19 protein-coding genes are annotated in these 25,846 nt (G+C 60.4%); 11 read left to right on the top strand and 8 right to left on the bottom strand.

Going from position 1 to position 25,846, the window contains the following annotated elements:
- Positions 1-92: 92 nt before the first annotated feature.
- Entirely contained in the window at positions 93-728 is a 636-nt protein-coding gene (locus AC1ENN_RS01470; protein WP_480406963.1) for a DUF7224 domain-containing protein, read from the bottom strand.
- A 647-nt stretch (positions 729-1,375) separates the two neighbouring features.
- Positions 1,376-2,122 carry an ATP-binding cassette domain-containing protein gene (locus tag AC1ENN_RS01465; RefSeq protein WP_480406497.1) on the bottom strand — a complete coding sequence of 249 codons (747 nt, stop codon included), beginning with the start codon at positions 2,120-2,122 and terminating at the stop codon, positions 1,376-1,378.
- A gap of 139 nt (positions 2,123-2,261) precedes the next feature.
- Between AC1ENN_RS01465 and AC1ENN_RS01460 the strand changes: the two genes are divergently transcribed.
- The 4 genes from AC1ENN_RS01460 to AC1ENN_RS01445 all read left to right on the top strand — a co-directional run bounded on the left by AC1ENN_RS01460 (position 2,262) and on the right by AC1ENN_RS01445 (position 7,139).
- Positions 2,262-2,681, top strand: coding sequence for a hypothetical protein (locus AC1ENN_RS01460; protein WP_480406496.1), 420 nt, complete (start codon positions 2,262-2,264; stop codon positions 2,679-2,681).
- Positions 2,682-3,462: 781 nt separating this feature from the next.
- Positions 3,463-4,452, top strand: coding sequence for a LacI family DNA-binding transcriptional regulator (locus AC1ENN_RS01455; protein WP_480406495.1), 990 nt, complete (start codon positions 3,463-3,465; stop codon positions 4,450-4,452).
- A 97-nt stretch (positions 4,453-4,549) separates the two neighbouring features.
- On the top strand, positions 4,550-6,526 hold the full coding sequence (locus AC1ENN_RS01450) for a hypothetical protein (protein ID WP_480406494.1): 1,977 nt from the start codon (positions 4,550-4,552) through the stop codon (positions 6,524-6,526).
- Positions 6,519-7,139 (top strand): SGNH/GDSL hydrolase family protein, encoded by a 621-nt coding sequence (locus AC1ENN_RS01445; protein WP_480406493.1) that lies wholly within the window; start codon positions 6,519-6,521, stop codon positions 7,137-7,139. Before AC1ENN_RS01450 ends, AC1ENN_RS01445 begins: the two co-directional genes overlap by 8 nt.
- On the opposite strand, the gene AC1ENN_RS01440 is transcribed toward AC1ENN_RS01445, so the two are convergent.
- From AC1ENN_RS01440 to AC1ENN_RS01425, 4 genes are all read right to left on the bottom strand, one after another.
- On the bottom strand, positions 7,123-9,231 hold the full coding sequence (locus AC1ENN_RS01440; protein WP_480406492.1) for a hypothetical protein: 2,109 nt from the start codon (positions 9,229-9,231) through the stop codon (positions 7,123-7,125). The genes AC1ENN_RS01445 and AC1ENN_RS01440 overlap by 17 nt on opposite strands.
- Complete coding sequence (locus AC1ENN_RS01435; RefSeq protein ID WP_480406491.1) at positions 9,228-10,085, bottom strand: carbohydrate ABC transporter permease; 858 nt, start codon at positions 10,083-10,085, stop codon at positions 9,228-9,230. Before AC1ENN_RS01435 ends, AC1ENN_RS01440 begins: the two co-directional genes overlap by 4 nt.
- Positions 10,082-10,993 (bottom strand): carbohydrate ABC transporter permease, encoded by a 912-nt coding sequence (locus AC1ENN_RS01430; protein WP_480406490.1) that lies wholly within the window; start codon positions 10,991-10,993, stop codon positions 10,082-10,084. The genes AC1ENN_RS01435 and AC1ENN_RS01430 overlap by 4 nt, the downstream gene beginning before the upstream one ends.
- A 74-nt stretch (positions 10,994-11,067) precedes the next feature.
- Complete coding sequence (locus AC1ENN_RS01425; RefSeq protein WP_480406489.1) at positions 11,068-12,396, bottom strand: ABC transporter substrate-binding protein; 1,329 nt, start codon at positions 12,394-12,396, stop codon at positions 11,068-11,070.
- Positions 12,397-12,596: 200 nt separating this feature from the next.
- Here AC1ENN_RS01425 and AC1ENN_RS01420 point away from each other — a divergent pair, with 200 nt between their 5' ends.
- Both AC1ENN_RS01420 and AC1ENN_RS01415 read left to right on the top strand, forming a co-directional pair.
- Entirely contained in the window at positions 12,597-13,658 is a 1,062-nt protein-coding gene (locus AC1ENN_RS01420) for a glycoside hydrolase family 130 protein (protein WP_480406488.1), read from the top strand.
- On the top strand, positions 13,655-15,550 hold the full coding sequence (locus tag AC1ENN_RS01415) for a glycosyl hydrolase 2 galactose-binding domain-containing protein (protein ID WP_480406487.1): 1,896 nt from the start codon (positions 13,655-13,657) through the stop codon (positions 15,548-15,550). Before AC1ENN_RS01420 ends, AC1ENN_RS01415 begins: the two co-directional genes overlap by 4 nt.
- A 51-nt stretch (positions 15,551-15,601) precedes the next feature.
- Here the strand turns inward: AC1ENN_RS01415 and AC1ENN_RS01410 are convergent, their stop codons facing one another.
- Both AC1ENN_RS01410 and AC1ENN_RS01405 read right to left on the bottom strand, forming a co-directional pair.
- The gene (locus AC1ENN_RS01410) at positions 15,602-16,750 is read right to left on the bottom strand and encodes a Gfo/Idh/MocA family protein (RefSeq protein WP_480406486.1); all 1,149 of its coding nucleotides are present in this window, start codon (positions 16,748-16,750) and stop codon (positions 15,602-15,604) included.
- A complete protein-coding gene (locus AC1ENN_RS01405) occupies positions 16,747-17,592 on the bottom strand; it encodes a class I fructose-bisphosphate aldolase (protein ID WP_480406485.1) in 846 nt (281 codons plus the stop codon). Before AC1ENN_RS01405 ends, AC1ENN_RS01410 begins: the two co-directional genes overlap by 4 nt.
- Positions 17,593-17,705: 113 nt before the next feature.
- Here AC1ENN_RS01405 and AC1ENN_RS01400 point away from each other — a divergent pair, with 113 nt between their 5' ends.
- Genes AC1ENN_RS01400 through AC1ENN_RS01380 form a run of 5 tightly spaced genes read left to right on the top strand, consistent with a single transcriptional unit; the run spans position 17,706 to position 25,302 of the window.
- Positions 17,706-18,737: a carbohydrate kinase family protein gene (locus AC1ENN_RS01400; protein WP_480406484.1), complete on the top strand. Its 1,032-nt coding sequence runs from the start codon at positions 17,706-17,708 to the stop codon at positions 18,735-18,737.
- A complete protein-coding gene (locus AC1ENN_RS01395; protein ID WP_480406483.1) occupies positions 18,734-19,732 on the top strand; it encodes a class I mannose-6-phosphate isomerase in 999 nt (332 codons plus the stop codon). Before AC1ENN_RS01400 ends, AC1ENN_RS01395 begins: the two co-directional genes overlap by 4 nt.
- Positions 19,729-20,742 carry a DUF4432 family protein gene (locus AC1ENN_RS01390; RefSeq protein ID WP_480406482.1) on the top strand — a complete coding sequence of 338 codons (1,014 nt, stop codon included), beginning with the start codon at positions 19,729-19,731 and terminating at the stop codon, positions 20,740-20,742. The genes AC1ENN_RS01395 and AC1ENN_RS01390 overlap by 4 nt, the downstream gene beginning before the upstream one ends.
- Entirely contained in the window at positions 20,739-23,573 is a 2,835-nt protein-coding gene (locus tag AC1ENN_RS01385) for an FAD-binding and (Fe-S)-binding domain-containing protein (protein ID WP_480406481.1), read from the top strand. The genes AC1ENN_RS01390 and AC1ENN_RS01385 overlap by 4 nt, the downstream gene beginning before the upstream one ends.
- On the top strand, positions 23,554-25,302 hold the full coding sequence (locus AC1ENN_RS01380) for an ABC transporter ATP-binding protein (RefSeq protein WP_480406480.1): 1,749 nt from the start codon (positions 23,554-23,556) through the stop codon (positions 25,300-25,302). Before AC1ENN_RS01385 ends, AC1ENN_RS01380 begins: the two co-directional genes overlap by 20 nt.
- The last annotated feature ends 544 nt before the right edge of the window (positions 25,303-25,846 follow it).

Genomic DNA, 25,846 nt, shown 5'->3' with positions numbered 1-25,846 from the left:
TAGCCTTGCTTCCCCAAGAAGTGCGCCAAGGGCGACACAACCCAGGGACACAGCCACAGCTACGAAGTGCCGGTGAGAGGTTAACCACCAAGTCATGATGGAGGTAATTCGAGGACGGAGACAGAGCAATCAGTTAAGCGAGGAAGATTCGTGCTAACCCACAACGCTTGTCCGTCCGGCGATAGCTGTTCCACTTGTTCTATACCCACCCGAGCCGGCGGGTCTGGAACAGGATCTTCTATTATTTCCACACTTGCTCTATCAAGCAGCCAACCTTGAATAACGCTCGCCACTAACAACCGCGATTGATGCTCATCGGCATCACCACAGTACGAGGCCAATTGAGGAGGCAGGAAGGCGGAGGTAAAAGAATGGAGGACCTCTTCGGGTTTCATATAGGGCCGAGCAGCCATGTTCAAAGTAGAACTCGTTGAGGCGTTAATGGAGAAGCGAACGGTAGACGGGACCTCAATTCCGGCTCGTGTCAGGTTGTCAGATGCCTTGATTATCAGTTGACTCGGGTCCCGTTTTCCATGCTGTTCCGGAAATAAACACACCGAAGGGTTCGTCTCAGTGCAACTCGCCTCATTTTGAGAACGTGGTATCACAGGTGCTGCGCCGAGATCCCGCGCAATGAACAGGCATAGCGACGTTGCAGCGACCGTGGCGAGCGCTAGGAAAGCCACCCACGTTGTTATCCCACCCGCATTGCGTCCTCTCCACCGCATAACGCTCAGCGCAAGCAAGATACAGGCAACAGACAAGGAGAAGACCACTGTCACAAAGGGCCCCAAGGGATCGAGCTGCATATCTAATCGGCAACACGTCACCACTTCCAAACCTGAGAGATATCTCAGGGGGAAGAACGGCACTGACCACGTGAAACCCAGCCAAGAATATGACGCAACGAGCGAAAGCGGTACAGCCGCTGCCATAGGAAGGTATCTACCCAGAACAGCACCCAAGGCAACGTGCATCACAATGACAGAAACAAAACTCGACCACAAGATTATCGGAGTGAAGCCCGGTACACCCCACGTACCTAGACTCAACATCGCAAACGCCAGAAGTTGAACTAGGAAAGCCAAGACTAAGCCCGGCCACAACCTATCCAGAGTTACGAGTAGCCGGGTGCGGGTGCTGGGCAAGTCCAGAATCCCGCTTCTTTGCAACCTCGACATTTCTATCGCGGACGAACTGGAGGCCAGGATGCAGGAGAACAACAAGAATATCGCCGAATTTGACGCGACGGCAGGCCAATAACCTCTGTAATTTTGAGGGTCAACGAAGGACGCGTAGTAAGCAGCCACCCCCACGAGCGCTGGGATCAAAAGCCACACGGCAACATGGGTGCGAAGGAACGATCTCACCGCTGTCACTCCTCGCTCGCAATCAGCCGCGAATAGCCTCGGAAGACACGGTCTCGCATATCCATGTCTTGCGGTGTTCCCTGCACAAACTGGTCGATTGTTCCGTCAAACAGAATCACTCCCTCGTCAATAAGGACTGTGCGTTCGTATGAATCGTGAACATCCTCAGTTTGGTGTGTAGATACGAGCACCGCGGTCTCATCGGGAATTCGAAGAAGAAGTTCCCGAAACCGGTTCCTCTGCGAAGGATCTAGACCTGCGGTCGGCTCGTCGAGGAGTATTACACTCGCGCGATGCACTAACGCACCAGCGAGCCCGACTCGTCTCAGCTGTCCCCCTGAGAGACCACGAGCTGGACGATCAGAATTCTCGCGTAGGTCAACAGTGTCCAGAGCACTGGTCGACCTGGCCCAACTTTCTGACCGTGAGAGACCTTTTAGCCAACCCATGTATGCGACTTGTTCCCGAACCGTCAGGCTGGGGAAGGGGTAGATCTGTTGTGGAAGCCATGCGACAGCTCGCCGAAACTGTGCGCGATCATGTTTTGAAGCGTGCGGGTCGCACGTGCCATCCAGCACAACCCGTCCGGACGAAGGTTCCAGAGCATTCGCCATAAGAGCCAGCAGAGTGGATTTTCCGGCACCGTTTGGCCCCAAAATCACGGTCCTTCCCCCACCGATTCCCAAAGAGAAATCCTGGAGCACGTCACGCTTTCTTGAGTATGAAAAGGTGCAATTTTGTAATTCAATCATTCAATAACCTCCGTGAACACCGCTTCACCATATAACCCTCTTGCAAAAGGGGACAACCCGTTCTACCGTAAAAGTGAGCGGATTTTTTTTCTCGGCCGCAGATCGCGGCTTTGGACGCACCGCCCAGAAAGGATCGATCATGAAAAGGCTAGGAGATAAGAAGAGAACTGTTCTAGCGATCAGCTTGAGCAGCATTGTTCTCTCCGCCATCGCGATTCCTGCATACGCGGAAGGTTCTTGGAGCTCGAACCTCTCAAACGTCGAGGCTGGCTTCAGCTCAAGGTCTTGGCAAGACTCAGCTCTAGATAACGTGGCTACGGCAGCGACGTTTTCGAGTTGTTCGGCAACCGGACCGGGGTTCACAAACGCCACCTTGAATCTATACGACGAGTTCGGTGCCTTCCCGGACCAGAGCGTTGGTTCAATTACGAACTACTGTGGCACGAGTAACTGGGGAGCCATGACTCGATCTGACCGGTATCACTGGACAATCGACGGCGTTAATGGCGGCGACTACGGATTCAAACTTACCGTAGGGTCTGTCTACCAGCAGTACTAGTCGAATGGCAGTGGAGGCTCGGGGAAGTGCCTCCACTGCCATCGCTTTGACTAGCAGAGCACCAAGAGAAAGCCTAAACACAAGCTCGTCCACTCCGGAAGCCGAGCAATTCCGTTCGAGCCTTCCCAACAACTGGTTTGTTCCGCTTGGGTCTGCTGCACGGACAGGTGACGAATGGAGGACATCGAGAACGGCCAGCGCCCAGCCCCTCGATCAGAGGTCAATTGGTCAACTCCGCCCGCTGGACCAAAACCCAGATAAACACTGGGTTCCGCCGAGTCGGACAGGTCGATTTTTGCCCCGAAAGTACGCCCCGTTGTTTTCAAGTGTGGGCAAAATGTGGGCAAAAGAAAAACAGGCCCGACCGCACTCCACGAGAAAGTGCTGGTCAGACCTGCTTTATTTTGTGCGCCCGGAGGGATTTGAACCCCCGGCCTATTGATCCGTAGTCGAAAGCCGTTCCCGCAGAACTACGCGGAAGTGCCCAAAATCCCTGCAAAACACTGGTGACTGGGCACGACTCCGATGCCACGAGTTGACTGGAGTGCTCCCCAAGTGTGGGTGAAATGTGGGCACGATTTTAGTGATTTAAACTCATTCAACATGTTGGGGCATTAGTGGCAGCTCGCCCGGGTCCTTATGGTTGACTTCTGCCGACATATTTAATCCGTAGCTCCGTAAGCGATTGCTCGACCTGAGCGACTTCCCGTTCGCGTCATTCCGATTGCGACGCCAATTGCGACGAGTACTTGGTGGAATACTTACTCAGAAGGAGACAACGATGGCTGACACCCCAACAATGAACGATGTGGCCCGCGAGGCTAGCGTCGCGCTCAAGACGGTTTCACGATTCGTCAACGGCGAGACGAACATCAATCCCGCTATGGCGACCCGAATCGCCGAGGCAATCACTGCTCTCGGATACCGCCGCAACCTTGCAGCAGCAAGCATCCGTCCGGGATGGACGAGCAAGACACTCGGACTCATCATCAGCGATCTCGCCAACCCCTATTATTCTGCGCTCACGCGAGCGATCGAAAGCTACGCCCGAGATCGCGGTTACCTGGTAATCAGCGCGAGCTCAGACGAGAGCGGCGCGCAGCACGACCGTCTTGTCGACCGGCTTATGGAGCAACGCACAGATGCACTCATTGTCGTGCCGCCGCGTGATCCGGGCCGCGACTGGGCAAGCGTGCCGCCACCGATCCCTCCTTTGGTGTTCCTCGACCGCCCTATCGACTTCGTGGGCGCCGACGTGATCCTCGCTGACAACTCGGGCGGAGCACGCAACGCTGTTGCCGAGCTGATCCGCAACGGGGCCCGCCGGGTAGCTTTCATCGGTGATGCGGTATCGATCTACACGATGCGCGAGCGTTACGCTGGATACCTTTTGGCGCTTCACGATGCCGGTCTCGAGGTCGACGATGACATCGTTGCTACGAATGCCCACTCTAGCGAGCAGGCGGCCGCAGCTGTTGGCGGCCTCATGCGCACCTCGAGGATCGACGCAGTGTTCGCCGCTAACAACCGCGCATCTGTCGGCGCCTTGTTCGCCTTTCGGGATCACGGCCGATTGCCTTTGATTGGCTTCGACGATTTCGAGGCCGCCCATCTCAGCACGCCAGCCGTGTCGGTCGTGAGCCAAGATATTTCCGAGATGGGAAGACTCGCCGCGGAGATCGTGTTGGGCCGGCTCGCGGGTTCGTCAACCGAGGCGACTACCCACATCCTCCCGACGACCCTCGAGTTGCGCGGCTCAGAGCGCCCCTAAGCCTAATGGGGACTTGACATCGTCGATCTGATGGAGTTTTGTTGGTCAAACAACGTTGTCTTAATCTGGACACATTAAGCGGCAAAGGAGCTGCGGCATGCACAGGAGGACTTTTCTTGGCGGGACTGCTGCGATCGCAGGTCTCGCGGCGGTCGGCAAGGGGGCATTCGGTGAACCACTCGCCGCCCAAGCCGCAACGTACACGGTGAACTTCAATAACTTCCCGCTTAAGTTCGACCACATGAACTGGCAGCTGAAGACAGTGCACGCCCTGAGCGGCTCGACGGTCACAGGATTCACGTACGGTTCTGGCACGGGGGCGGGCCAACGCACGAACCAGCACGGCGTGACCTGGCCGACGACCGCCTACTATGACACCGTGCTCGGCGCGGGTGGCTACGCCGCAGTCAACAGTTGGCCGATGAAGGCTATGACGCTCTACGCCACTGAGAAACCCGGCGGCTGGCAGAGTGACGGCTGGAATCCTTACCAAGATCTTGCCGAAGGTGCGACGTGCGTAGACGACTCGGCGCGCACGGCTGTCGCCCTCATGACCGATTATATTCTCAATGGCACCGCCGCGTCGTACACGACGGCCCGCGCTGTGCTGGCCTTCCTCTGCTACATGATCACGATGGAGGGCAAGGTCTACAACTTCGCGTGGTTGGATGCGCCGGCGATGTTTTCTTGGGACCCCATGCAGTCCCAAAACAAGCACTACATGTATCGCAGCGAGTTTTACCGCCGCACTCAATACCCACCCCTCGGAGCAGGCGGCTCGAAGGCAGCGTGGTTTGACTTCGAGTCAGACCCCACTCACATCATCACGAGCGGTGGCACCAAGGTTCGTGCCGACCCATTCATCTCGCACCCGCCGTATACGGTCGCCATGGACGACCTGCAGTCGACGAGCGGAGCTGATGTCGCGCCGGTTTACAACGGCCCGCTCTATAGCGCGGCAACGGGTGCGGCGACGAGTTACCTCACCAACATAAAGAAAGACTGGACCACAAGTACCCACAATCTGGGCGGCGACGACGCACGGATGCTGTGGGCGCTCGCCCTAGGCATCCAAATGATGCAGAAACGAAAGGCCGTCTCTGGAAGCCTTACAACCGACGAGACCATCTTCGCAAAGTTTCTCGAGAACCACTTGAATCGCCAGCTTCGCAACGTCAGCCAGTACAACCTAGGGACCCTGGACAACCGGCTCGCGAGCATGTTTCTCATTGGGTACGTCGAGACCTATCGGGCCCTCTACGTAGGTGGCGGCTGGGGCGTATACTCGCCGCTGCTCCCCCAGACAGGCGCATCCGCCGGAGGGTCTACGAGTGGTCTCGACGACCCCGTCTCGCTATCGACGATCTACTCCAAGATTGACGAGGGCATCAACCGTGTCATCTCGAAGCAGTTTCAATCGAGCGACTGGCGCAATGGAATCTTCATCGACGACGCTGTTGCGGGCGACTGGCAGGCCTGGGGTCAACACCAGATCTACGCGCTGTCAAAAGCATACCGGCTCAAGCGCGACATGGGCCAGGCGGCGTCCGCTCTAGACGGCTTTCTCGACATCATCACCTACTCCGCAGACACCTTCTACGGGGATCAGGGCTACCATTACAAGGATGCGACGGGCAACAACATCCGCACAAAGGAGCGCATCACCGCAATCTCCGGATGGGCTGCGTCTTTCCACACCAACAGCGCACAGTCGGTGTACCAGGACTCTTGTATCGTCGGGGGCTTGCTTGAGCTAGCGGGCGCGTGGGAACAGTCAGCCCGCGTTGACAAGGTCACGCGAGCAGCCGACTACAGGCGGTACGCGAAGACCGTCGCGAGCTGGTTCATCGGGAACAACAACGCCCTCCTACCGATGTACACGGGCAACACCGGAGTCGGCTCTTACGAGGGGCGCGGTGCTGTGCTCGACCTCATCGACATCAATGCCGGGGTACCGTTCCGCAAAGGCGACGCCGGCGGGGAATCCACCGCAGAAGGACTGTGGGCCATGATCCTTATCAAGAACGCCATCACCACATACTCACTAGGAAACAGTTTCTCGTTCGATGCCTGATCACCCCTATTTGTTCATCGGCGATAGCATCACGGACGCAGGCCGGCTCGACGACCAGAACGGCCACTTCGGCGAAGGCTACGTGCGCCGACTCGACGAGAGTTTTCGGGCAACCGATCTCGAAGTCACGACGATCAACATGGGAGTCGGTGGCCACCGGGTCGCCGACCTGAGGGCACGCTGGAATGCAGATGCACTCGACCACCGCCCCGAGCTACTGTCGATACTCGTGGGCGTCAACGACATGTGGCGTCGCTATGACAACAACGATCCGACTACCGCTGAGGGCTTCGCCGCCGACTACCGCGTGATGCTCGAGGCAGTCGACCGCGAAGTGACACGCACTGTCGTGCTCATCGAGCCCTTCCTTGTACCGGTGTCAGAGGAGCAGGCTACTTGGCGCGACGACCTCGACCCGAAGATCGAGGTCGTCAGGCAACTCGCACGAGAGTTCGACACCATCCTCGTGCCCGCCGACGTCGAGCTCAACCGATACGCCGTCGAACACGGGGCAGAGGGCATCGCCTTCGACGGCGTACACCCGAGTGAGCTGGGCCACAAGCTCCTAGCCCAGCTGTGGCTCACGCACGTCGGCGTTACCGCTCGGGCGTAATCTCGAGCCTCTGCCATGCGCCCGCGGGTAGATCGACGCTGACCGACTGACCATGGAAGAAGGTTACGTCGGTCGAGCGCTGCTGGGTCGTGCCGTTGTAGATAAAGAAGCTCAGGGTCGTCGTATTCGTCTCCCTATAGGAGTCAGTGTTCACGACCATGACTTCGCGATCGGATGACACCGCGTACGCCTCCCAAAGCAGCCACGCTCGAAACGTCCAGCCGGACCCGTAGATCTCCTGACCCAGAAAACCTGCGTCGATCGTGCCGTCGAGCAGCGGCAGCTCCTCGTAGGGCACGAACGCGAGCGGCATCGGGCCAAATACGTCTGGGTTCACCGCAGGATAGAAGGACGTGTTGTTACGGCGACCGTAGTCGAGGACGCGTAGAGTCGCGGCGGGGTCATCGTCGAACGGCAGCGCACTCGCGAGCCTGGCATCCATCTCGAGGTTCTCGAATAGGGCCGGATAGTTAATGCCGAGACACGCCTCAAACATGCCGAGGTGGTCAACGGTCGCGAGGTTCGACGAGGTGCGATCGTCGAACCAATACATCATCCGCAGGGCCTGCGCACGGAAGTAGTGACGCAGATCGCGCCACTCCTCCTCGCCCGTCAGTGCGTGCAGCTCATCGGCCGCGTCGAGCGCATGCGCGCTAAAGAAAACCTCCTGCAACGCATCGTCGATGGGGACGTTGGCAAGCACACGCAGCGCGCGTTCGGCCTCACCTCGGTAACGATCATCCCCCGTTGACCGCGCAAGACCCAGCATGAACATTGCGTAGGTGCCGGCAGTTCCGAGGTTGGAACCCGGCCCAAACTTACGCAGGGTCGACTTGTCGAACGACAGTGGGAATGCGTATTGCACCGCCTGCGCCAACGGCAGCAAGACTGTCTCCACCTCGAGAAGGATCCTCTCCATCACCTGGCGGTCATTCCGACCAGAAAACACAAACCACGCGTCGGAAAGCAGATACACGTACTGCCAAGTACCCATCTCCTGGTGGTCGGTAGTGCGGCCGCCGAGCAAAACGGATGCCGGGTCGAGCAGCTGCCGCCGGGCAAATGCATTCACACGCTCGTGCAACCCGCGCCACTGCGTGTCGGGGAACCGATCGATCACGACCTCGAGCGGGCGCAGAAGCCAGAGCGCCGAGTCGAGGCACGGGCCCAGACCGGAGAAGTGCATGCCGCGGGCATCGAGCGCGGCGACCCACGCTTCCGAACGTCCGTCGACATAGGCGAGCAGGTCGTCACCGTGCCAAACGTGCTCGTCGTTCATGAGGTCAACTGCGAGCCCATTCGAGAGTTCGGTCCACGACAGTGCACCGTCCGGCCACCGTTCACCCGATGGTCGGAGGAGCGGTAAACACGAGTCGACGAGGGCGACTACCGCCTCCTGCTCCGTGGGCGGCATGGGCGAGTCCTCCCGATGCGAGACCGATGCGTACCACTCGAAGCGAAGGATGCCCGTCGGCAGCGACGTTCCCGCCCGACCGGTCGTGAGCATCCCGAGTTCAAGTGCCGGAGCGTCATCAAGTCGACGGCGGACGCCGCAGTGGTAGTCGAGGAACCGCGCGCCGGACTCACGGCTCATCCACGACATCGCGGTCAGGTCGAAGAACATCGAATACTCGGCCTTGCCCGCGGGGTCGTAGTAGTAGAGAGCGGGGAATCCATTGCCTCGACCCTCATGGTTCCACTGCGGCGGATTCTCAACAACGGTCTTGAACCAAAAGTGATTGCCGCGCTCGTAAGGCGGAAGGTCGCCGAGGTCGAGCCGGATCTCAGGCTCAACCCCGTCGAGAGTTGTACCCACGCAGTCGAGTTCAACGATGAAGCGGAACCATGCCGTGCCGGGTACGGCTGAGACTGACGCGGTCCACGGCCCTGCTGCACTGGACCCCGCGAGAGTGGCGCCCTCGTCGCCCACCACGGCCGACGAGGGCACGAGACCGAAATGGGTTCCGCTGACGAGAGGTCCGGCCGCGCCGACGGACCGCCAGTCATCCCCGACGGCGACTTCGAAATGCACACCGTCGTCACCAATGACGAGCCGGCTTGCTCCGGTCGCCGCAACTACGATCGCGGTCATCCCTTGACTGCCCCGCCGAGTACGCCGCCCACGAGGTATTTCTGCAGGAAAACGTAAGCGATCACGAGCGGCGCAGCGACGATCATGGTCGCGGCCGCGAGCAGCCCCCACTGGCTTTGGTACGTGCCTTGAAACGCATACAGACCGAGAGTTATCGGCGACTTCGCAGCCTCGGGCAGCAGGATCGTCGCGAGGATGATGTCGTTCCAAACACCGATGGCTTGCAGGATGAAGATCGTCACGAGGGCGGGTCGCGCGAGCGGGACCACAAACGTAAAGAGGTAACGGAAGTAGCCGATGCCGTCGAGAGCCGCGGCCTCATCGAGTTCGACGGGAATCGAAGTCGCGTAAGCCCTCATGAGCAGCGGTCCGATACCGATCGCCGCCGCCATGATGAGGATGTATCCGATTCCCGTGTTGTATAGCCCGATGCGCAACAGCAGCTGGAACTGCGTGATGATCGCATTTGGCAGGAAGAGCAGCACGACGAAGAACACATTCCAGAGCCTGGGGTGGCGCATGTAGCCGCGCGCGACCGGAAAGCCGATTACGAGAGAGATGAATGTGCCGATTAGTGCGGCTGATCCCGTATAGATAATGCTGTTAAGCAGGTAGGCCGCGAAGTTGCCCTGCAGCCAGGCATCCAGAAAATTTCCCCACTGCGGATCGGTGACGATGCCGATTGGATCGGCAAAGAAGCCCGAGTTGCTCTTCAGCGCCGTGTTGATGAGAAACGCGAGCGGGAACAGGTAAAACACCATCACGAGCGCCGCCAAGATGTAGTTCATGACCCGTCCAGGGGTCATGTGTCGGCGAAAACGCGATCGACGGACCACGGGTGCTGAGGTGCTCACAGTCTTTCCTCTCTCTTACGTAGGTAGGCAAGCACGATAAGCGAGATCACTCCAACGATGACAAACTGCACCATGGAGATCGCCGCGGCGTAGCCCTGCGACTGGGAACTACCGGATGCCGCACTGCCGCCGAAGCCCTGCGAGAAGATCGCGAGTGACAGCAACTGGGTGGCGGCATTGTTGGGTCCGGTCAAAACGTAGGCGAGCTGATAGCTCTGTAGCGACCCCACGATAGCAAGCATCACGTTCGCCGTGATCGAAGGCGCAAGCATCGGGACTGTGACGTACCGAAACTTTTGGAACCCCGTGGCGCCATCGATCGATGCGACCTCATACAACTCCTCGGGGATCGCCTGGAGCCCAGCCAGATAGATCACTACGGCAACGCCGAGGCCCGACCACACCTGCACGAAGATAACGAGCCCGAGAGCGAGCCGTTGGTCGCCGAAAAAAGCGGAGTCTGCGCCGAAGAGACCCCATAAGCTCGCCGCCGGGCCCGCTGACGGGTTAAAAATGAGGCTCCAGATGAGCCCGATAACGGTGACACCCAACACGGTGGGCATGAACACTACAGCCCGGTAGAACGTGGATCCTCGAAGGCGTTGGTTGAGCAAAACAGCAATGAGAAGAGCAAGCACGGTGGAGATAAGGGTCGTCGCGAACGAGTAGACGAGCGTATTGCGCAGCGCATTGAGATTGTAGTCAAGCCGTGCTTCCGAGAAGAAATTGAAGTAGTTCTCGATTCCGATCCACGAGACCGGCAAATACGGGAGACCGCGGATGTCGGTAAAAGAGATGACTAGCACTCCCACCGCAGGAACGATGGCGAAGGCCACAAGCACCGCGATGCCGCTACTGAACGTGGCGTGGAGCGTCAACCTTCGCCCGAACGGAAAGTAGTTCGACATGTTCTTTCCTTAGTGTAAGGGAACTAAAAGGGTGGTTCAGCTAGCCATCGGGCCAGCCGAACCACCCTCAGGGACTAGAAACCAGCTGACCAGTCCTTCTGAGATGCCTCGGCTGCGCCCTCCGCATCAGCAGTTCCCAGTGGAGCTATGCCTGCATAGTTGAAAGGGAAGAGCGCTGCAGGGCCAGCCGTCGTGTTCGGCGCCCACAAGATGTCCCATGCCGGGGTGAACGTCGCCGTATAAGGCGCGATCGAATCCATGAACTCGCTGCTGGGAATATTCGGCTGAGCCGGCGCAAAACCTGCCTGCGCGACGAACGGCGCGTAGTTGGCGGGGTCGGAGTAGAACTCAAGGTACGCCAAGGCCGCCGTTTCGTTCTTCGTTGAGCTAGCGATCGCGATTCTGATCTCGACCTTGCCACCCAACGTCGCATTGTCAGCCGCGTCATCACTTGTGGGGATCGGGAAGTAACCGACCTCGAAGTTATCGCCGACGGCCTCAATGATTGTCGGCGCGTTCCACGTTCCATCCGGAGTCATGGCGACAGCACCACTGGCAAACTCGCCAGGAATCTGGGAGTAGCCGATGCCCGAGAAGTTCGGTTGAGCGTAGCTGTACATCGTCTCGACTTTTTCAAGGACGTCGACCATTCGGGGGTCGTCTAGCGCGGTCGCACCGTCCCAGAGGGATGCCGCGAGTTCGAGCTTGTCGTCGGCTGTCGGGTACGCGCCCTGCACCGAGGCGAGCATCGTGAGCCCGGCGGGCCAGCTGTCCTTTCCGCCGATGCCGAGGGGTGCGACACCTGCGGCACTTATCGCGTCACATGCTGCGATGAACTCGTCCCACGTAGTAGGGACCTCAAGGCCTAGCTCAGCGAACAAGGCCTTGTTGTAGTAGGCGCCGGTGTAGTAACTAAGGCCGGTCGGCACGACGTAGTTCTTGCCGTCATAGAGCAGCGACTCTACGACGCTCGGGGTGAAATTGTCCATAAACGGTTCATTCGTCAGGTCGAGGAACGTGCCGGCTTCTGCCGCGAGCGCATCGTTGCCTCTCGAGTCGGCCGCATAGTCGGGGACCTCTACTGGTGCTGCGATGAGAACGTCGACGTTGCCAGCAGTTAGTCGCGACGACATCGCCGAACTGTAGTTGTTGGTCGGGACCGTCGTGTACTCGACCGTAACGTCAGGGTATTTAGCTTCAAATGCCGCGTTGAGCTCCTCGAACGCCTTGTCAGATGAATCCGCGCTCGGAGTCAGCACCCGCAGGGTTCCCGACACCTCGCTATCAGCGGGGGTGTCTGTGCTTCCAGAGCAGGCGCTCAGGCCCGCCATCGCTACTATAACCGAGACAGCAAGAATTCCGCGGGTGACGGATTTTTGCGCTCGCAACTTCTTCGTTGCCATTTCACTCTCCTGGTGTGTGCGGGGGTTGTCGGGGATAACGCGAGAAAACAACGTTGTCCCGTCTGTTGTGCCCTAGCTTCACGTGTCTTGGTGGAAAAGTCAAGCGCCGAGCATGTGTTCTGGACAACGTTATCTCACAGCCGTACTATCGGCTAGATACCGGCGCCCCATGAGCGATACCGCGTACGACAGAACAGGCAATGATGATTCCCCTAAGCACGAATGCTCTTCTGGCCTCATACCGCGAGGCCCTTACCTTCCAGGACCCTCTGACTTCGGTCATCTCGACCGACCAGTTCTCGGCAGACTACCCCGAGAATCCGGCCTGGGCGGTCGGTCCGTTCGCCAAGGATGACGCGCTGACCTTCCGTCCAGAGGGCCAGTGGGTTGACCCCACCAGCATCGGCTGGACCTCAAGCTCGATCTTCAACCCCTCGGTCATCGTCAAGGACGGCGCGATCCACCTGTTCTACCGCGCCTCTCCCATGAAGGAGTCGACGGGCAGCCGCATCGGGCTCGCCGTGCACGACGGAACGACGTGGCAAGATCATCCGGCCAACCCTGTCATTTACCCGACGGCCGACAACGAGTTGCTGAGTTGCGAAGATCCCAAGGTCTACTCAGCTGAGGGGCGCTATTTTCTCTTCTACAACGGCATCTGGGATGTCCGGGACACGCCGGAGAAGGAGCAATTCCCTTCTCCGGGGTACCCGGTAGACTCCCTCGGTTGCGATATCAAGGTCGCCGTCTCCGACGACCTCGTGAACTGGACCAAACACGGGCTCGTTGTGCCGTACGAGGTTTCACAACTCTGGGCCAAGGGAGCAGTCATCGTACGCAACCCTCAAGGGGATGCCGTCAAGATCGGCGGCCAATACCTCATGTACCTCTCCGAAGGGTGCGACGGAGTTCGTTATGTGGGCCGGTCTGAAGACATGATTAGTTGGGAGTTCACTCCGCAGCCCTACCTCGATCTTGCCCCGCTCGGCGGCACGCTCTACGAGGTTGCCTGCGCGCTCACGGCCCACGACGACACCGGCGACATCGTTCTTGATTTCTTTTACAGCGACCTCAACGGCGACTTTGCTGCGGCCCAGGCCCTGTTTAGCGTCGACCACCCTTTCACCCAGCGCGACATCCACCGAGGAGGATCGCTCGCATGGGGCGGCATAACGGACATCGGCGACGGCCTTTACTTTGCGCAGGGCTGGGACGCACCCGTCGAGGAGCGCGAGATGTACTTCTACCGGGCGGAGCGATGACAAGCTGGGACCTCTCCGGGCCCTGGGAACTGCGCGGCTGGCGACAAAACGACTGGGAGCTCGGGCTGACCCCTGAGCGCGACAAGGTGCGCGTTCCCGACGTAGGTCCCATTCCCGTGACGGTTCCGGGCTCGGTGCGCGGCGCACTCCTCGCGGCGGGCATCGTTGCCGACCCGATGGTCGGCCAGCAGTCGCGCCTTTCAGAATGGACGGAGCACCGGCACTGGACGTTCAGCCGCGAGCTTCCGACCGACGCGGCGGCCTTCGTCAGTGAGGGCCGTCTCATCCTGCGGTGCAACTCGCTTGACTACGCTGGAACAGTGCTCGTCGATGAAACCGTCATCGGCGTTTTCGCCGGCACGTTCGTTCCGCACGAGTTCGACATCACGGATTCCGTACTTGCGGGCGGATCGACCCTGTCCATAATTTTCACCACCGTGCCGGACGGGCTAGGCCAGAACGGTTGGACTACGCGCATCCGCGATTTCAAACCGCGCTTCTCCTACGGCTGGGATTGGACCCCGCGCATCGTACAGACAGGGATCGCAGGCGGCATCGAACTTGAAGTACGCGCCACAGCGTCGCTTCACGACACCCGCATGACAATGGATGCCGAAACCTCGACGATCACGATTGAGCTCCCGTCCGGGGTCGACGCCGACGTCATCGTGGACACCCCCACTGGCGAACTGACAGCAAGCGGTGCTGGAACTCTCGTGATTACCGTGCCGAACGCCGTGGCGTGGCGCGTGCGGCCCGAACGCACTCAAGGCCTCTACCGCGTGCGAATCTGCGGCGCCGACGGCCAGAAGATTGAGCGCCTCGTTGGTTTCCGCACCGTCGAATGGCACCCGACGGACGACGCGCCGGCGGGCGCCGACCCGTGGCTGTGCGTCGTAAATGGCTCGCCCGTCTTTCTCGCGGGCGTCAACTGGGTGCCGATCCGGCCGGACTACGCGGATGTCAACGACGACGACTACCGCGTGCGCCTCGAGGCGTACCGCGACATGGGCATGACACTCATACGAGTGTGGGGCGGAACCGGCCGTGAACGGGACATTTTCTACGACCTCTGCGACGAACTGGGACTCCTCGTGTGGCAGGAGCTCCCCCTCTCATCGTCCGGCCTCGATAACGAACCACCAAGCGATCCCGAATTCATTGCGGAGCTCACCCACATCGCCGACACCTATGCGCGCCAGCTTTCTCATCACCCATGCCTCATCATGTGGAGCGGTGGCAACGAATTAACTGCCGTATCGGCGCCTGCGGTCACGGGGTCCCCGCTCGACGGAAGTCATCCGACTCTCGCCGCGGCCGGCGAAGCTCTGCAGGTCGTAGACCCCACCCGTCGCTTTGTCGCCACGTCGCCACTCGGCCCCCGCTTCGACGCCAACCCAGTCGAATTTGGGCTGGGCCTGCACCACGATGTTCACGGCCCGTGGGAGTTCACGGGCACGCGCGACGAGTGGCGCGCCTACTGGCTGGCCGACGACGCCATCATGCGATCCGAGGTCGGGGTAGCTGGTGCGAGTTCGATGAAGCTGCTGGCCCGCTACGACTTGCTCGACGCATCCGAGAAAGCCGCCCTGCGCCAACTCTGGACCCACTCCTCTGGCTGGTGGCTGGCGCGCTTCGACCAAGAAGACACGACGGATGTCGCGGCCTGGGTTGAGCGTAGCCAACAGCGCCAAGCCGACATGCTCGAGGTAGCCGCCCAGGCAACCCTAGATCGCTTTCCCGCGGCCGCCGGGTTCGTCGTGTGGCTCGGTCACGACACGTTCCCGTGTGCGGTCAGCCTCGCGCTGCTCGATTACGATGCGACGACTAAACTGGCGGCGAAGGCCCTCGCACGGGTCTTCACCGCCAGCCCTTTCGTGCGGTCGGCCTAGCGCTACCGCCTTACCATCACGTGCTAGACGTTTTCTACCGAGGCTGCGCTGTTACAGTTCGACTGCTAGACCTTGGGCGTTCGAACGGATTCCCGCGCGGTAGATCCCGTGCGTCGCCGCTGCCTCATGTGGAGTCACACAGCCGAAACGGTCGCCCATCTCACCGGCACGCTCGGCTAGAAAAACCGCCCACATCTGCAGGATCGAATCCGAGAACCCGAACTCGAAGTTGGGGCCCGTGACCGTCGGCCACACCGACTGGCTGCCGGCGTCGATCTGCTGCCAGACCTGCTCCTTGCCGCTGCCCGGCACCGTCGACACTGTGAAGACCTCAACGAGCTTGGGGTTCTTGGTGCTGAAGCGAACGCCGCCGTCGAGACCGATCGCCTCGAACACCCAGGTGTTCTTCTGGCCGGGGTCGATGCGCTTGGTCTCGGTCGTGAGCGGGAAGCGCACGCCATCGTAGTGTGCCCAGCTGTGCAGCACAGCGTTGTCCCACGTGTCGCACTCGACGAGCGCGCCATCCGGTCCCGGACGCTTTGTGACGATGTTCTGCAGCACTCCGTACACGGTGTCGGGCGCCCACCCAAGGCGCAGCGGCACATGCCAAGTGTGCAGGCCAAGGTCGTTGAGTACGCCAGCCTCACCGCAGAACTGGTTCTGGCGCTTCCAGCTGATCGGTTTCGTGACATCGACGTCGCTCGCGTGCAGGAAGCTGTTGCGCGCTTCCACAATCGTGCCGAGGGCACCGCTGCGAACGTAGTTGATCGCCATCTGCGCCCCGGGGAAGAACGGCATCTCACTGGAACAACGCACGAAGCTCTCGGGATGCTCCTCGACAGCGACGAGTATCGCTTGCGCCGCCGACTCGTCGATTCCGAACGGCTTTTCGGCGAGCAAGCTCTTGCCAGCGTTGATCACGTCGGTGTAGATGCGCTCGTGCAGGTCGTGGCGCACGGCGACGTAGACGACGTCGATCGTGGGGTCGGCGAGCAGCTCGTGGTAGTCGGTGACTTTCGTTGTCACGGTGTCGATCTCGTCGAACCAGTCGAGTGCCGCTGGGTTGATGTCGCATACTGCGGTCAGTCGAGGGCGCACGGGATGATCGATGAGGGCGGGCCAACGCTGGATAGCCGCCGCGATCTCACGACCCATGAGGCCAGCACCGATAATAGCTATATTGACGATTGCGGGGCTCATACTGCGCTCTCCTTGAGAATTGCGAGGGCGGCATCCACGCTTGCTCCGTCGTGCAGTACGGCCATGAGGGCCGAGGTGATGCCTGCGGGTTTGGGGTGCTGGATAACATTTCTGCCGTACACGATGCCGCTTGCGCCCTGGTCGAGCACGGCCACAGTGCGCTCCAGAAGCGTGCGGTCGTCGACGCGCCCGCCCCCGCGCACTAGAACGGGAACGTCGCCAGCAACCGTGATGACCTTCCCGTAGTCGGCGATGTTGTCGGTCGGGTCGGCCTTAATCAGGTCGGCGCCGAGTTCTTTCGCCTGGCGAACGAGCGCGATGATCTTGTCGGTGTCGCCGTCGACCATGTAGCCGCCACCCGCCTTCGCGTTATCGTGCATTACGAGAGGCTCGATCATCAGCGGCATCCCGAATCGGGTCGCCTGCTCACGAAGCGCCATAATCGAAAGGATGTTCGCTTCCCGAATCTCGGGACGACCGGGCAGGTGCATGAGATTTGCGCACACCGCGACGGCATCTAGTCGAACGGCCTCCTCGATCGCATTGGGCACGTGGTGGCTGAAAATGTGGCTATCTAGCGGGTTGCCATAGACGTTCGCGACATCCGTTCGCAGCACGAGCGCAGGTTTCTGCTTCCCGGGGATTCGCTGCAGAATTCGTGCCTGGCCCAGGGTGAGCTGCACTGCATCGGGATTGGCTTGAACGAGAGTCGCTACGACCGCGTCCATGTCCTCGATGCCCGTGATAAACGATGGTTCGCCGAAGAATCCGTGGTCTACGGCGACGTCGAGCGCTTTGCCAGAGCTCGCATTGAAGAGCCTATTGAGGCGGAACTGGGACATGTCGTGAAACTCTCCTTGGGATTTTATCGCCGCCGCGGTTTGTTTCGGGCTGCGTCTGTGCCAGAGTAGCTCCGTTGAGATAACGTTGTCTAGCTCAGCAGAATGGAACTCCAGTGCACCAAATCGCCGTCGCAGGGCATCTCTGCCTCGATATAGTCCCGCGCTTCTCGGGTACCGCGGCCCTCGATCCTGGCCGCTTACTGGAGGTCGGGCCCATCGCCATCTCCCTCGGCGGATCAGTCGCCAACACGGGGGGCGCGCTTGCTGACCTCGGGGCGGAAGTCACCCCCTTTGCATCGATTGGCGATGACGAACTCGGTGCCCTGCTTCTCTCCCAACTGAGCGCCGAAGGGTTCGCGCAACCACATCTTTCGACTTCCTCCGTCTCGACGACCTCGTACAGCCTCGTCATCGAGGCACCGGGAACCGACCGAACGTTCTGGCACCATACTGGCGCCAACAATGAATTCGACGGGACCGACGTCGACGTCGACGGCCGGGAGCTTGTGCACGTCGGCTATCCACCCCTACTGCCTGGTACCCTCACCGACGGCGGCCGGCCACTGCGCACGCTCCTCGCCCGGGCGCGAGCCGCAGGCGCGACTACCTCACTTGACCTAGCGGTGGTCGACCCCGACTCGGCCGTCGGAGCCCTCGACTGGGCGAGCATCCTCGGGTCTGTTTTCGCCGAGTGCGACATCGCCAGCCCCAGCCTTGACGACCTGACCTCGGCTCTTCACATTGATGAGCCATATTCAGCCGCACTCGTCAGTCGCCTCGCTGACTGGATGCTCGCCTGCGGTGTCGCGGTCGCCGCGATCTCAGCGGGACGCCACGGGCTCCATCTGCGCACAGCACCCGCAGCCCGCCTACGAATGGGAGGCGCGATACTCGCACCACTCGCCGAGTCGTGGGGCGACCGCTCGCTCACCGTGCCGCCTCTCTGGGTCGACAATCCCGTCACAACTAACGGGGCCGGAGACGCCAGCACGGCAGGACTGCTATTCGCGATTAGTCGCGGTTCCACCGTTGAACAGGCCGCTGCACTCGCAGCAGCGTGTTCCGCCGCAATCATGAGCGGCGCGCGGCCCACACCGGCAGCTGTCACCGCCCTTGACCGCTCCCTGAATACCCTGTTCGCATGACGAGAGGATCCGCAATGGAGCCGCTGCTGCTTCCTTCCAACCAACCCGCCGCCCGGTTCTATGAGGGCGGAACTCGTATTTCGAGCTTTCGCAACGAACATCCATCCCCACCCCATACTCCAGAAGACTGGATAGGGTCGACGACAAGCGTGCGCGGTAACGCTCCCACAGGCATGACCCGTCTCGCGGACGGCGAGTTACTGGCCGACGCTATCGAACGCGATCCGCTCTCGTGGTTGGGTGCAGCTCACGTGCAGCACTACGGCATCGACACGATGTTGCTCGTCAAGCTGCTCGATGCCGGTCAACGCCTGCCAGTGCACGCGCACCCTGACGGCGGCTTTGCTGCGAAGCACGTCTCTACCACTCACGGCAAGGCAGAGGCTTGGTACATCCTCTCGGCCGGCGTAGTGCACCTCGGCCTCAGACGCGATGTGCCACTCGGTGAGCTTCGGGCCCTGGTCACCGCACAAGACTCGGCCACGCTGCTGTCGCTCATGCACGAGATTCATGTGCGTGCCGGCGACAGTATCTTCGTACCGCACGGCGTGCTCCATGCCATCGGCGCGGGCATTCTTCTCGCCGAGGTGCAGGAACCGGAAGACCTGTCGATATTGCTCGAGTGGACCGGGTTCGACCTCGACGGGGAAAACGACGGGCACCTCGGGCTGGGCTTCGACCTCGCGCTCACGGCGGTCGAGTCCCGCGGGCGCTCGATCTCCGAGGTGGAGGAACTCGTTCTTCGTAACGCCCCAGAAGGTTCGGTGCTTCCGGAATCCGCCGACCCGTTCTTCCGCCTAGATCGCGTTACTTCGAGCCGAGATTTCCCCGCGGGTTTCGCAATCGTCATTGTCGTCGCTGAATCCGCAAAGCTGACCTTGGCGTCGGGAACGTCGCTGGAACTCCCAGCGGGCTCAACAACGCTGATCCCTCACGCAGCAGGCACGTTCCATCTTGACGGCGATGCGCTCGTCGCCCGCCCACCGCAATCATGAGAAACACCATCCTGCGAGACACCGGACTGATTGCTAGCGATCGCCTGCTCGCCTCTGTCAAGGAATCACTCGGCGTACCTGGTTCGCACGCTGCGGAACGCCTGCTGACGGCTCGCCTATTTGACTCGCTCGAATTCGAAGTGATCCCGAGCCGTGGGTTCGATATCGGAGACACATGGTTCCGCGGAGTTCCCGTGTCGTGGTTCTCCCCCGTGCGTGATGCCCGCGCTCTCTCTTCGCCTACCGGCACAGAGTGGTTGTCGCGGTTCACGGGGGGTCTATTGACCACCTGTGGGTTCAACACGATAGGAACGTCAGCAAACGGCGAGGGCTTACACGGCAACGCTAGCCACCTCCCCGCCGATGAAGTCTCGTGGTCCGTGACCGACGCAGGCATTGAACTACGAGCAGTCGTTGAGAGCATCGCTCTGTTCGGCCCATCTTTCCGTGTGCGCAGAACAATCACGGCGACGACTGACGAGCGTGGGACCGCGAGGCTGCGCGTCACCGACGACATCACAAACATCGGCCCGGAAGCATCCCCTCTCAGCCTCATGTACCACCTGAATCTCGGTGCACCTCTCGTTGCACCAGGCAGCATCGTAGACATCGACAGCGCCTCAGTCCAAGCTGCGGGCCCTCATCCCGAAGTGCCAGATTGGCGCGTGCTTCCCGAGCCTGCCGCTCACGTAGCCGAGGCAGTGTTCGAGCACCGCGGCGTGACATCGACATCTGCAGGCTTCGCGCGCGCGACAGTCGCAAGCTCCATCCATGACCTGGGTGTGAGCATCGAGTGGAGCAGTGCGACGCTCCCTCGGCTTCACCAATGGGTCTTTCCGACGCGAGGACGTTGGGCTCTCGGGATCGAGCCGGCAACTGCACCGCTTTTCGGGCCCGACAGGGAGGCCGAGCACGCTGGCGCACCGCTTCTCGACCCCGGTCAGCTGAGATCACACGAAGTGCGGATCGCAATCGGGCAACGCGCTATCGTGACAGAGGAGACCGCATGAGCGCGCCGCTTGCTGCGATACTCGATCCGGCCCTACTGGGAGAGGGTGTTGGCATTCGCGAAAGGTCGATCGACCGTTTCGCCATGGCACACGACGCATCGCACTACCTGCTCATTCCCGATGTCGTGCTCACGCCTAAAACCGCGGAGGATGTTGCGAAGATCTTCCACGCGTGCAGCGCCAGCGAGCGTGCGATCACCTTTCGCTCGGGCGGCACAAGCCTGTCGGGCCAAAGTGTCACGGGAAGCGTGCTCGTTGACACGAGGTCGGAGTTCAGAAGCATCACTGTAGAAAACTCGGGCGAGCGCCTGCGTGTTCAACCCGGTGCAACGGTGCGCCAGGCAAACACTCGACTGCTTCGCCACGGACGCAAGCTAGGCCCAGACCCCGCGAGCGAAATTGCCTGCACGATTGGTGGCGTCGTCGCCAACAACTCGAGCGGTATGGCGTGCGGCATCGAGCAGAATACCTACCAGACCCTCGACTCAATGATTTTTGTGTTGCCCAGCGGCACCATCATCGATACCGCAGCAAAAGATGCTGATGCTCGCTTGCTCGCTCTCGAGCCGCTCCTCTACCGCGGGATCGAGCAACTTCGCGAGCGCGTGCACGGCAACGCGGCATCCGTCGCCGAAATCCGCCGCCAGTACTCGATGAAAAACACAATGGGCTACGGGCTCAATTCCTTCACTGACCACGAGCGCCCAATCGATGTGCTCTCCCACCTCATCATTGGCAGCGAGGGCACGCTCGCGTTTGTCGCCGAGGCGACGTTCCGTACCGTGGAGCTGATGCCCGTGGCATCCACAGGTCTTCTCGTTTTCGACACTCTGCGTGACGCGACGAGCGCGCTGCCTAAACTAGTCAGTGCCGGTCTGGCGACCATCGAGCTGATGGATGCCCAGAGTCTTCGCGTCGCCCAACAACAACACGACTGCCCCCGCGAAGTCGCGGAGCTGCATGTCACGACCCAAGCAGCCTTCCTCATCGAGCTTCAAGGGCACAGCGCAGACGAAGTCGCCGAGCAAGAGATGCGTGCATCTGCTATCTTCGCGTCTCTGCCAATCGTCCAGCAGCCAACACTCAGCACAGACCCGGCCGTTCGCTCGGCTCTGTGGAACACCAGAAAAGGCCTATATACAACCATCGCGGGTGCACGCCCGAGCGGTACCACTGCGTTGCTTGAAGACATCGTCGTACCTGTCTCCGAGTTGCTTGCTACGTGCGAATCACTCATACGCATGTTTGACGACCACGGCTACGAGGGCAGTGTCATCTTTGGCCACGCCAAAGACGGCAACATTCACTTCATGCTCAATGAGCGCTTCGATGACCCCGAACGACTCGACCGGTATGAGCGCTTCACTGCCGAAATGGTCGACTTGGTGCTTGACCACGGTGGCTCGCTGAAAGCCGAGCACGGTACTGGTCGGATCATGGCGCCCTTCGTGAAACGCCAATTCGGCGCCGAATTGTACGACGTCATGTGGGCCGTCAAGAACCTGTGCGACCCGCTCGGGATCCTCAACCCCGGCGTTCTCCTCTCCGACGACCCAAAGTCTTATCTTGCAAACCTCAAACTTGTGCCGACCGTAGAGAAGGAAGTCGATCGCTGCGTGGAGTGCGGATACTGCGAACCGACGTGTCCGAGCAAGGACCTCACGCTCACCCCCAGACAGCGAATCGTGCTTCGCCGCGAGATGCAGGTCGCCGAGCAAGCCGGCAACACCGAGTTGCTCGCCGAACTGAGGGACGACTACGAGTACGACGGCGTTCAGACCTGCGCCGTCGACGGTATGTGCAAGACGGCATGCCCCGTCGACATCGACACAGGAGACCTCGTGAGGCGCCTGCGCGAGGAAGGCCGCAACGCCGTCGAGCAGAAAGCTTGGAAGGGTCTCGCCTCCGCGTGGGGCCCCGTTACTCGTGCAGGAGGGCTAGCGATGGATGTCGCCCACACAATCCCCGCGCCCATCGTGATCGCCGCGACCAAAATCGGGCGCGCTGTGCTCGGCGACGAGACCATGCCACTGTACGACCGCGGTCTGCCGGGAGGTGGATCACCGCGGCCCAAGCCGATCGCGACGACCACAGAAACTGACATTGTGTTTTTCTCCGCTTGCATCACTGCCATGTTCGGGCCCGAAGACAGCTCCCCTGGGGTCTCCAGCGCGTTCCTCACCCTGTGCGAGCGTGCCGGAGTCACGTTCGCGATCCCTCAGAACCTTGCGTCGATGTGTTGCGGAACCCCTTGGAAATCCAAGGGGTTTTCCGATGGCTACGACCAGATGTCAGCCGCTGTGCTGCCCGCGCTACTAGCTGCAAGCGACGGCGGGCGCATTCCGATCGTTTGCGACGCGGCGTCCTGCACGGAAGGGCTCGAGACTATGCGCGAGATCGCCGAACGAGCCGGCGGCGAGTACTCGGCGCTGAGTTTCGTCGATGTCGTGCAGTTCGCCCACGAGCGCCTGCTGCCACACCTTGACGTGGTGCAGCCTGTGCGCTCGATGGTCGTTCACACAACCTGCTCGACGGCCCAGCTCGGAATCGACGCTGCCATGCTCGCGATCGCGCACGCCGTCGCTGACGACGTCACCGTGCCCGTCGACTGGGGTTGCTGCGCCTTCGCCGGCGATCGAGGTCTCCTGCATCCAGAGCTCACCGCCTCGGCAACCGAGCGTGAAGCTGCTGAAGTCATGGGGGGCGATTTCGACTCATACGTGTCGGCCAACCGCACCTGCGAAATCGGTATGACTCGCGCAACCGGGCAAGACTATCGTCACCTTCTTGAGGTGCTTGAGGAGGTAACCCGTGCAACATCTCCCGCTTGACGCTGCCCGGCCCTTTCGCAGCTTCGGCCGCCTCCTCACCCAGTATCGCGGACGCTTCATCGCGGCATCCCTGATCTTCGTTCTCAAGGACAGCCCAGTCTGGGTGATGCCAGTGATTACGGCAGCGGTGATCGATCTTGTGGTCGGGGAGAGGGATGTCGTCAGACTCCTTCTGCTCGGTGGCATCGCGTTTCTCGTACTTGCCCAGAACCTACCCACTCAACTGCTCTTCACACGTTGGTACAGCGGAGCCACCCGGCAACTCGGTGCCGATCTTCGCAACGGGATTACTTGGCAGTTACAGCACTTGTCGATCGGATTCCATTCTCGCAAGAGTGCCGCGGTCATCCAGTCCAAGGTCGTGCGCGATGTTGAGAACATAGAGCTGATGATGCAGCAGGCTGGCCCGTCGGGGATGTCTGCCATCCTCGTACTCGCGGGCGCGATCACTGTTACCGCACTTTCGGTTCCGCAGTTTCTGCCCGTCTTCGCTCTCACCGTCCCGGTCGGTGCAGTGCTATGGACCGTCATGACCCGCGCTTCTGCCAAGCGCAACGAGACTTTCCGACGTGAAATTGAGAGCTTTTCCTCTCAGATTGGGGAGATGGCTACCCTTATGTCCATCACCCGAGCGCACGGTCTCGAGACCGTGGCCCGTGAGAGAGTAGCTCGAAGCGCGGAGTCGGTTCGGTCCGCCGGCTACACGCTCGATCTCCTCAATAGCGGGTTTGGTGCTGGGACCTGGGTCATCCTTCAGCTGATAGGCGTCGGCTCTCTGCTCCTCTCGGCTGCCGCATCCATTTTCGGCTGGTTGCCCATCAGCGCGGGCCAAGTGGTACTGCTGAGTAGCTACTTTGCCCTTCTTACAGGGGCAGTGACAGCCCTCCTCTCCCTGCTGCCAATACTGATGCGAGGCAGTGAGTCGATCCGGTCCATCGCGGAGGTGATGCAAGAACCCGACGTCGAACTCAACGAGGGAAGGACCAGGGTGACAAGCATCTCGGGCAGGATCGATCTTGAGTCGGTTGCGTTCGAATACCCCGAGGGTGGCAACTCAGCCCTTCACTCGCTGAATCTCACAGTCGAGCCGGGGAAGACGATCGCATTCGTTGGGCCGTCCGGCTCCGGGAAGTCGACTTTGCTCAATCTAATCTTGGGTTTCGTACGCCCAACCTCAGGGCGGGTAGTGTTCGACGGCGCGGACATGGAGAGTCTCGATATGCGCACTTTCCGGCAATTCGTGTCTGTCGTTCCACAAGAGTCGGTACTTTTCGAAGGTTCCATCCTCGAAAACATCGTCTACGGGCTTGAGAACGTTTCGGAAGAACGCGTATTACGCGCGCTTGTCCAAGCAAACGCCCTCGAGATCATCGAAGCGCAGCCAGAAGGGCTGCACACACGAGTGGGTGAGCGGGGGGCAGCGCTATCGGGAGGTCAACGCCAGCGACTCGCCATCGCGAGGGCACTCGTGCGCGACCCTCGCATCCTGTTGCTCGACGAAGCAACGTCTGCACTGGACGTCGAATCTGAACAAAAGGTGCGGGTCGCTCTGAACGCTCTCATGCGCGACCGCACGACACTCGTCGTCGCACACCGACTCTCCACGATTCGTCAAGCCGACACAATCGTCGTACTTGAGGCCGGAAGGATCGTCGAGAGCGGTACCCACGAGGAGCTGCTCGTCTTGGACGGACGGTACGCGCATCTGAACGAAATCCAATCCGGATAGCTGTATCCCTTGGCTCGTTTTGGCGCTCGCCGGAAGCCTTCCGCGCCGATGGCGGACTGACCCGCAGACTCCACGCGGCCAGTACGCTTAGGGGCAACAGTGGTCCCATCCCTGAGCGCTGGATCGGTGACCAACACTCAAACGCCGACGGTCATGCAATTACCCAAAGGTCAATAGGTCAATAGGTCAACTTTGCCCCTGTGCCAAGATCCAGCCAAACACTGGGCTAAATCTGTTCCGCGACCCGCGCGTTGAAGCGATTCTCGACCCAAAACTTTGTGAAGTGTGGGCAGAATGTGGGCAAACAAAAACAGGCCCAACCGCACTCCACAAGAAAGTGCTGGTCAGACCTGCTTTTTTTGGTGCGCCCGGAGGGATTTGAACCCCCGGCCTATTGATCCGTAGTCGAAAACCATTCCCGCAGAACTATGCGGAAGTCGCGAAAATCGCTGCAGAACATTGATGACTGGGTGCGACCCCGATGTCACGAGTTGACCACGATGCTCTCCGAGTGTGGGTGAAATGTGGGCACGGCTAATCTGAT

It is taken from the genome of Rhodoglobus sp. G.S.23, from assembly GCF_056675935.1.
The sequence above is the reverse complement of the archived record's forward strand: the minus strand, read 5'-3'. Positions and strand labels throughout refer to the sequence as shown.

Coding starts and splice junctions, on each gene's coding strand:
- AC1ENN_RS01420 (WP_480406488.1), top strand. CDS start 12,597: ATGATGATTCCCCTAAGCACGAATGCTCTTCTGGCCTCATACCGCGAG.
- AC1ENN_RS01445 (WP_480406493.1), top strand. CDS start 6,519: ATGCCTGATCACCCCTATTTGTTCATCGGCGATAGCATCACGGACGCA.
- AC1ENN_RS01440 (WP_480406492.1), bottom strand. CDS start 9,231: ATGACCGCGATCGTAGTTGCGGCGACCGGAGCAAGCCGGCTCGTCATT.
- AC1ENN_RS01425 (WP_480406489.1), bottom strand. CDS start 12,396: ATGGCAACGAAGAAGTTGCGAGCGCAAAAATCCGTCACCCGCGGAATT.
- AC1ENN_RS01410 (WP_480406486.1), bottom strand. CDS start 16,750: ATGAGCCCCGCAATCGTCAATATAGCTATTATCGGTGCTGGCCTCATG.
- AC1ENN_RS01395 (WP_480406483.1), top strand. CDS start 18,734: ATGACGAGAGGATCCGCAATGGAGCCGCTGCTGCTTCCTTCCAACCAA.
- AC1ENN_RS01470 (WP_480406963.1), bottom strand. CDS start 728: ATGCGGTGGAGAGGACGCAATGCGGGTGGGATAACAACGTGGGTGGCT.
- AC1ENN_RS01455 (WP_480406495.1), top strand. CDS start 3,463: ATGGCTGACACCCCAACAATGAACGATGTGGCCCGCGAGGCTAGCGTC.
- AC1ENN_RS01450 (WP_480406494.1), top strand. CDS start 4,550: ATGCACAGGAGGACTTTTCTTGGCGGGACTGCTGCGATCGCAGGTCTC.
- AC1ENN_RS01405 (WP_480406485.1), bottom strand. CDS start 17,592: ATGTCCCAGTTCCGCCTCAATAGGCTCTTCAATGCGAGCTCTGGCAAA.
- AC1ENN_RS01415 (WP_480406487.1), top strand. CDS start 13,655: ATGACAAGCTGGGACCTCTCCGGGCCCTGGGAACTGCGCGGCTGGCGA.
- AC1ENN_RS01385 (WP_480406481.1), top strand. CDS start 20,739: ATGAGCGCGCCGCTTGCTGCGATACTCGATCCGGCCCTACTGGGAGAG.
- AC1ENN_RS01465 (WP_480406497.1), bottom strand. CDS start 2,122: ATGATTGAATTACAAAATTGCACCTTTTCATACTCAAGAAAGCGTGAC.
- AC1ENN_RS01390 (WP_480406482.1), top strand. CDS start 19,729: ATGAGAAACACCATCCTGCGAGACACCGGACTGATTGCTAGCGATCGC.
- AC1ENN_RS01430 (WP_480406490.1), bottom strand. CDS start 10,993: ATGTCGAACTACTTTCCGTTCGGGCGAAGGTTGACGCTCCACGCCACG.
- AC1ENN_RS01460 (WP_480406496.1), top strand. CDS start 2,262: ATGAAAAGGCTAGGAGATAAGAAGAGAACTGTTCTAGCGATCAGCTTG.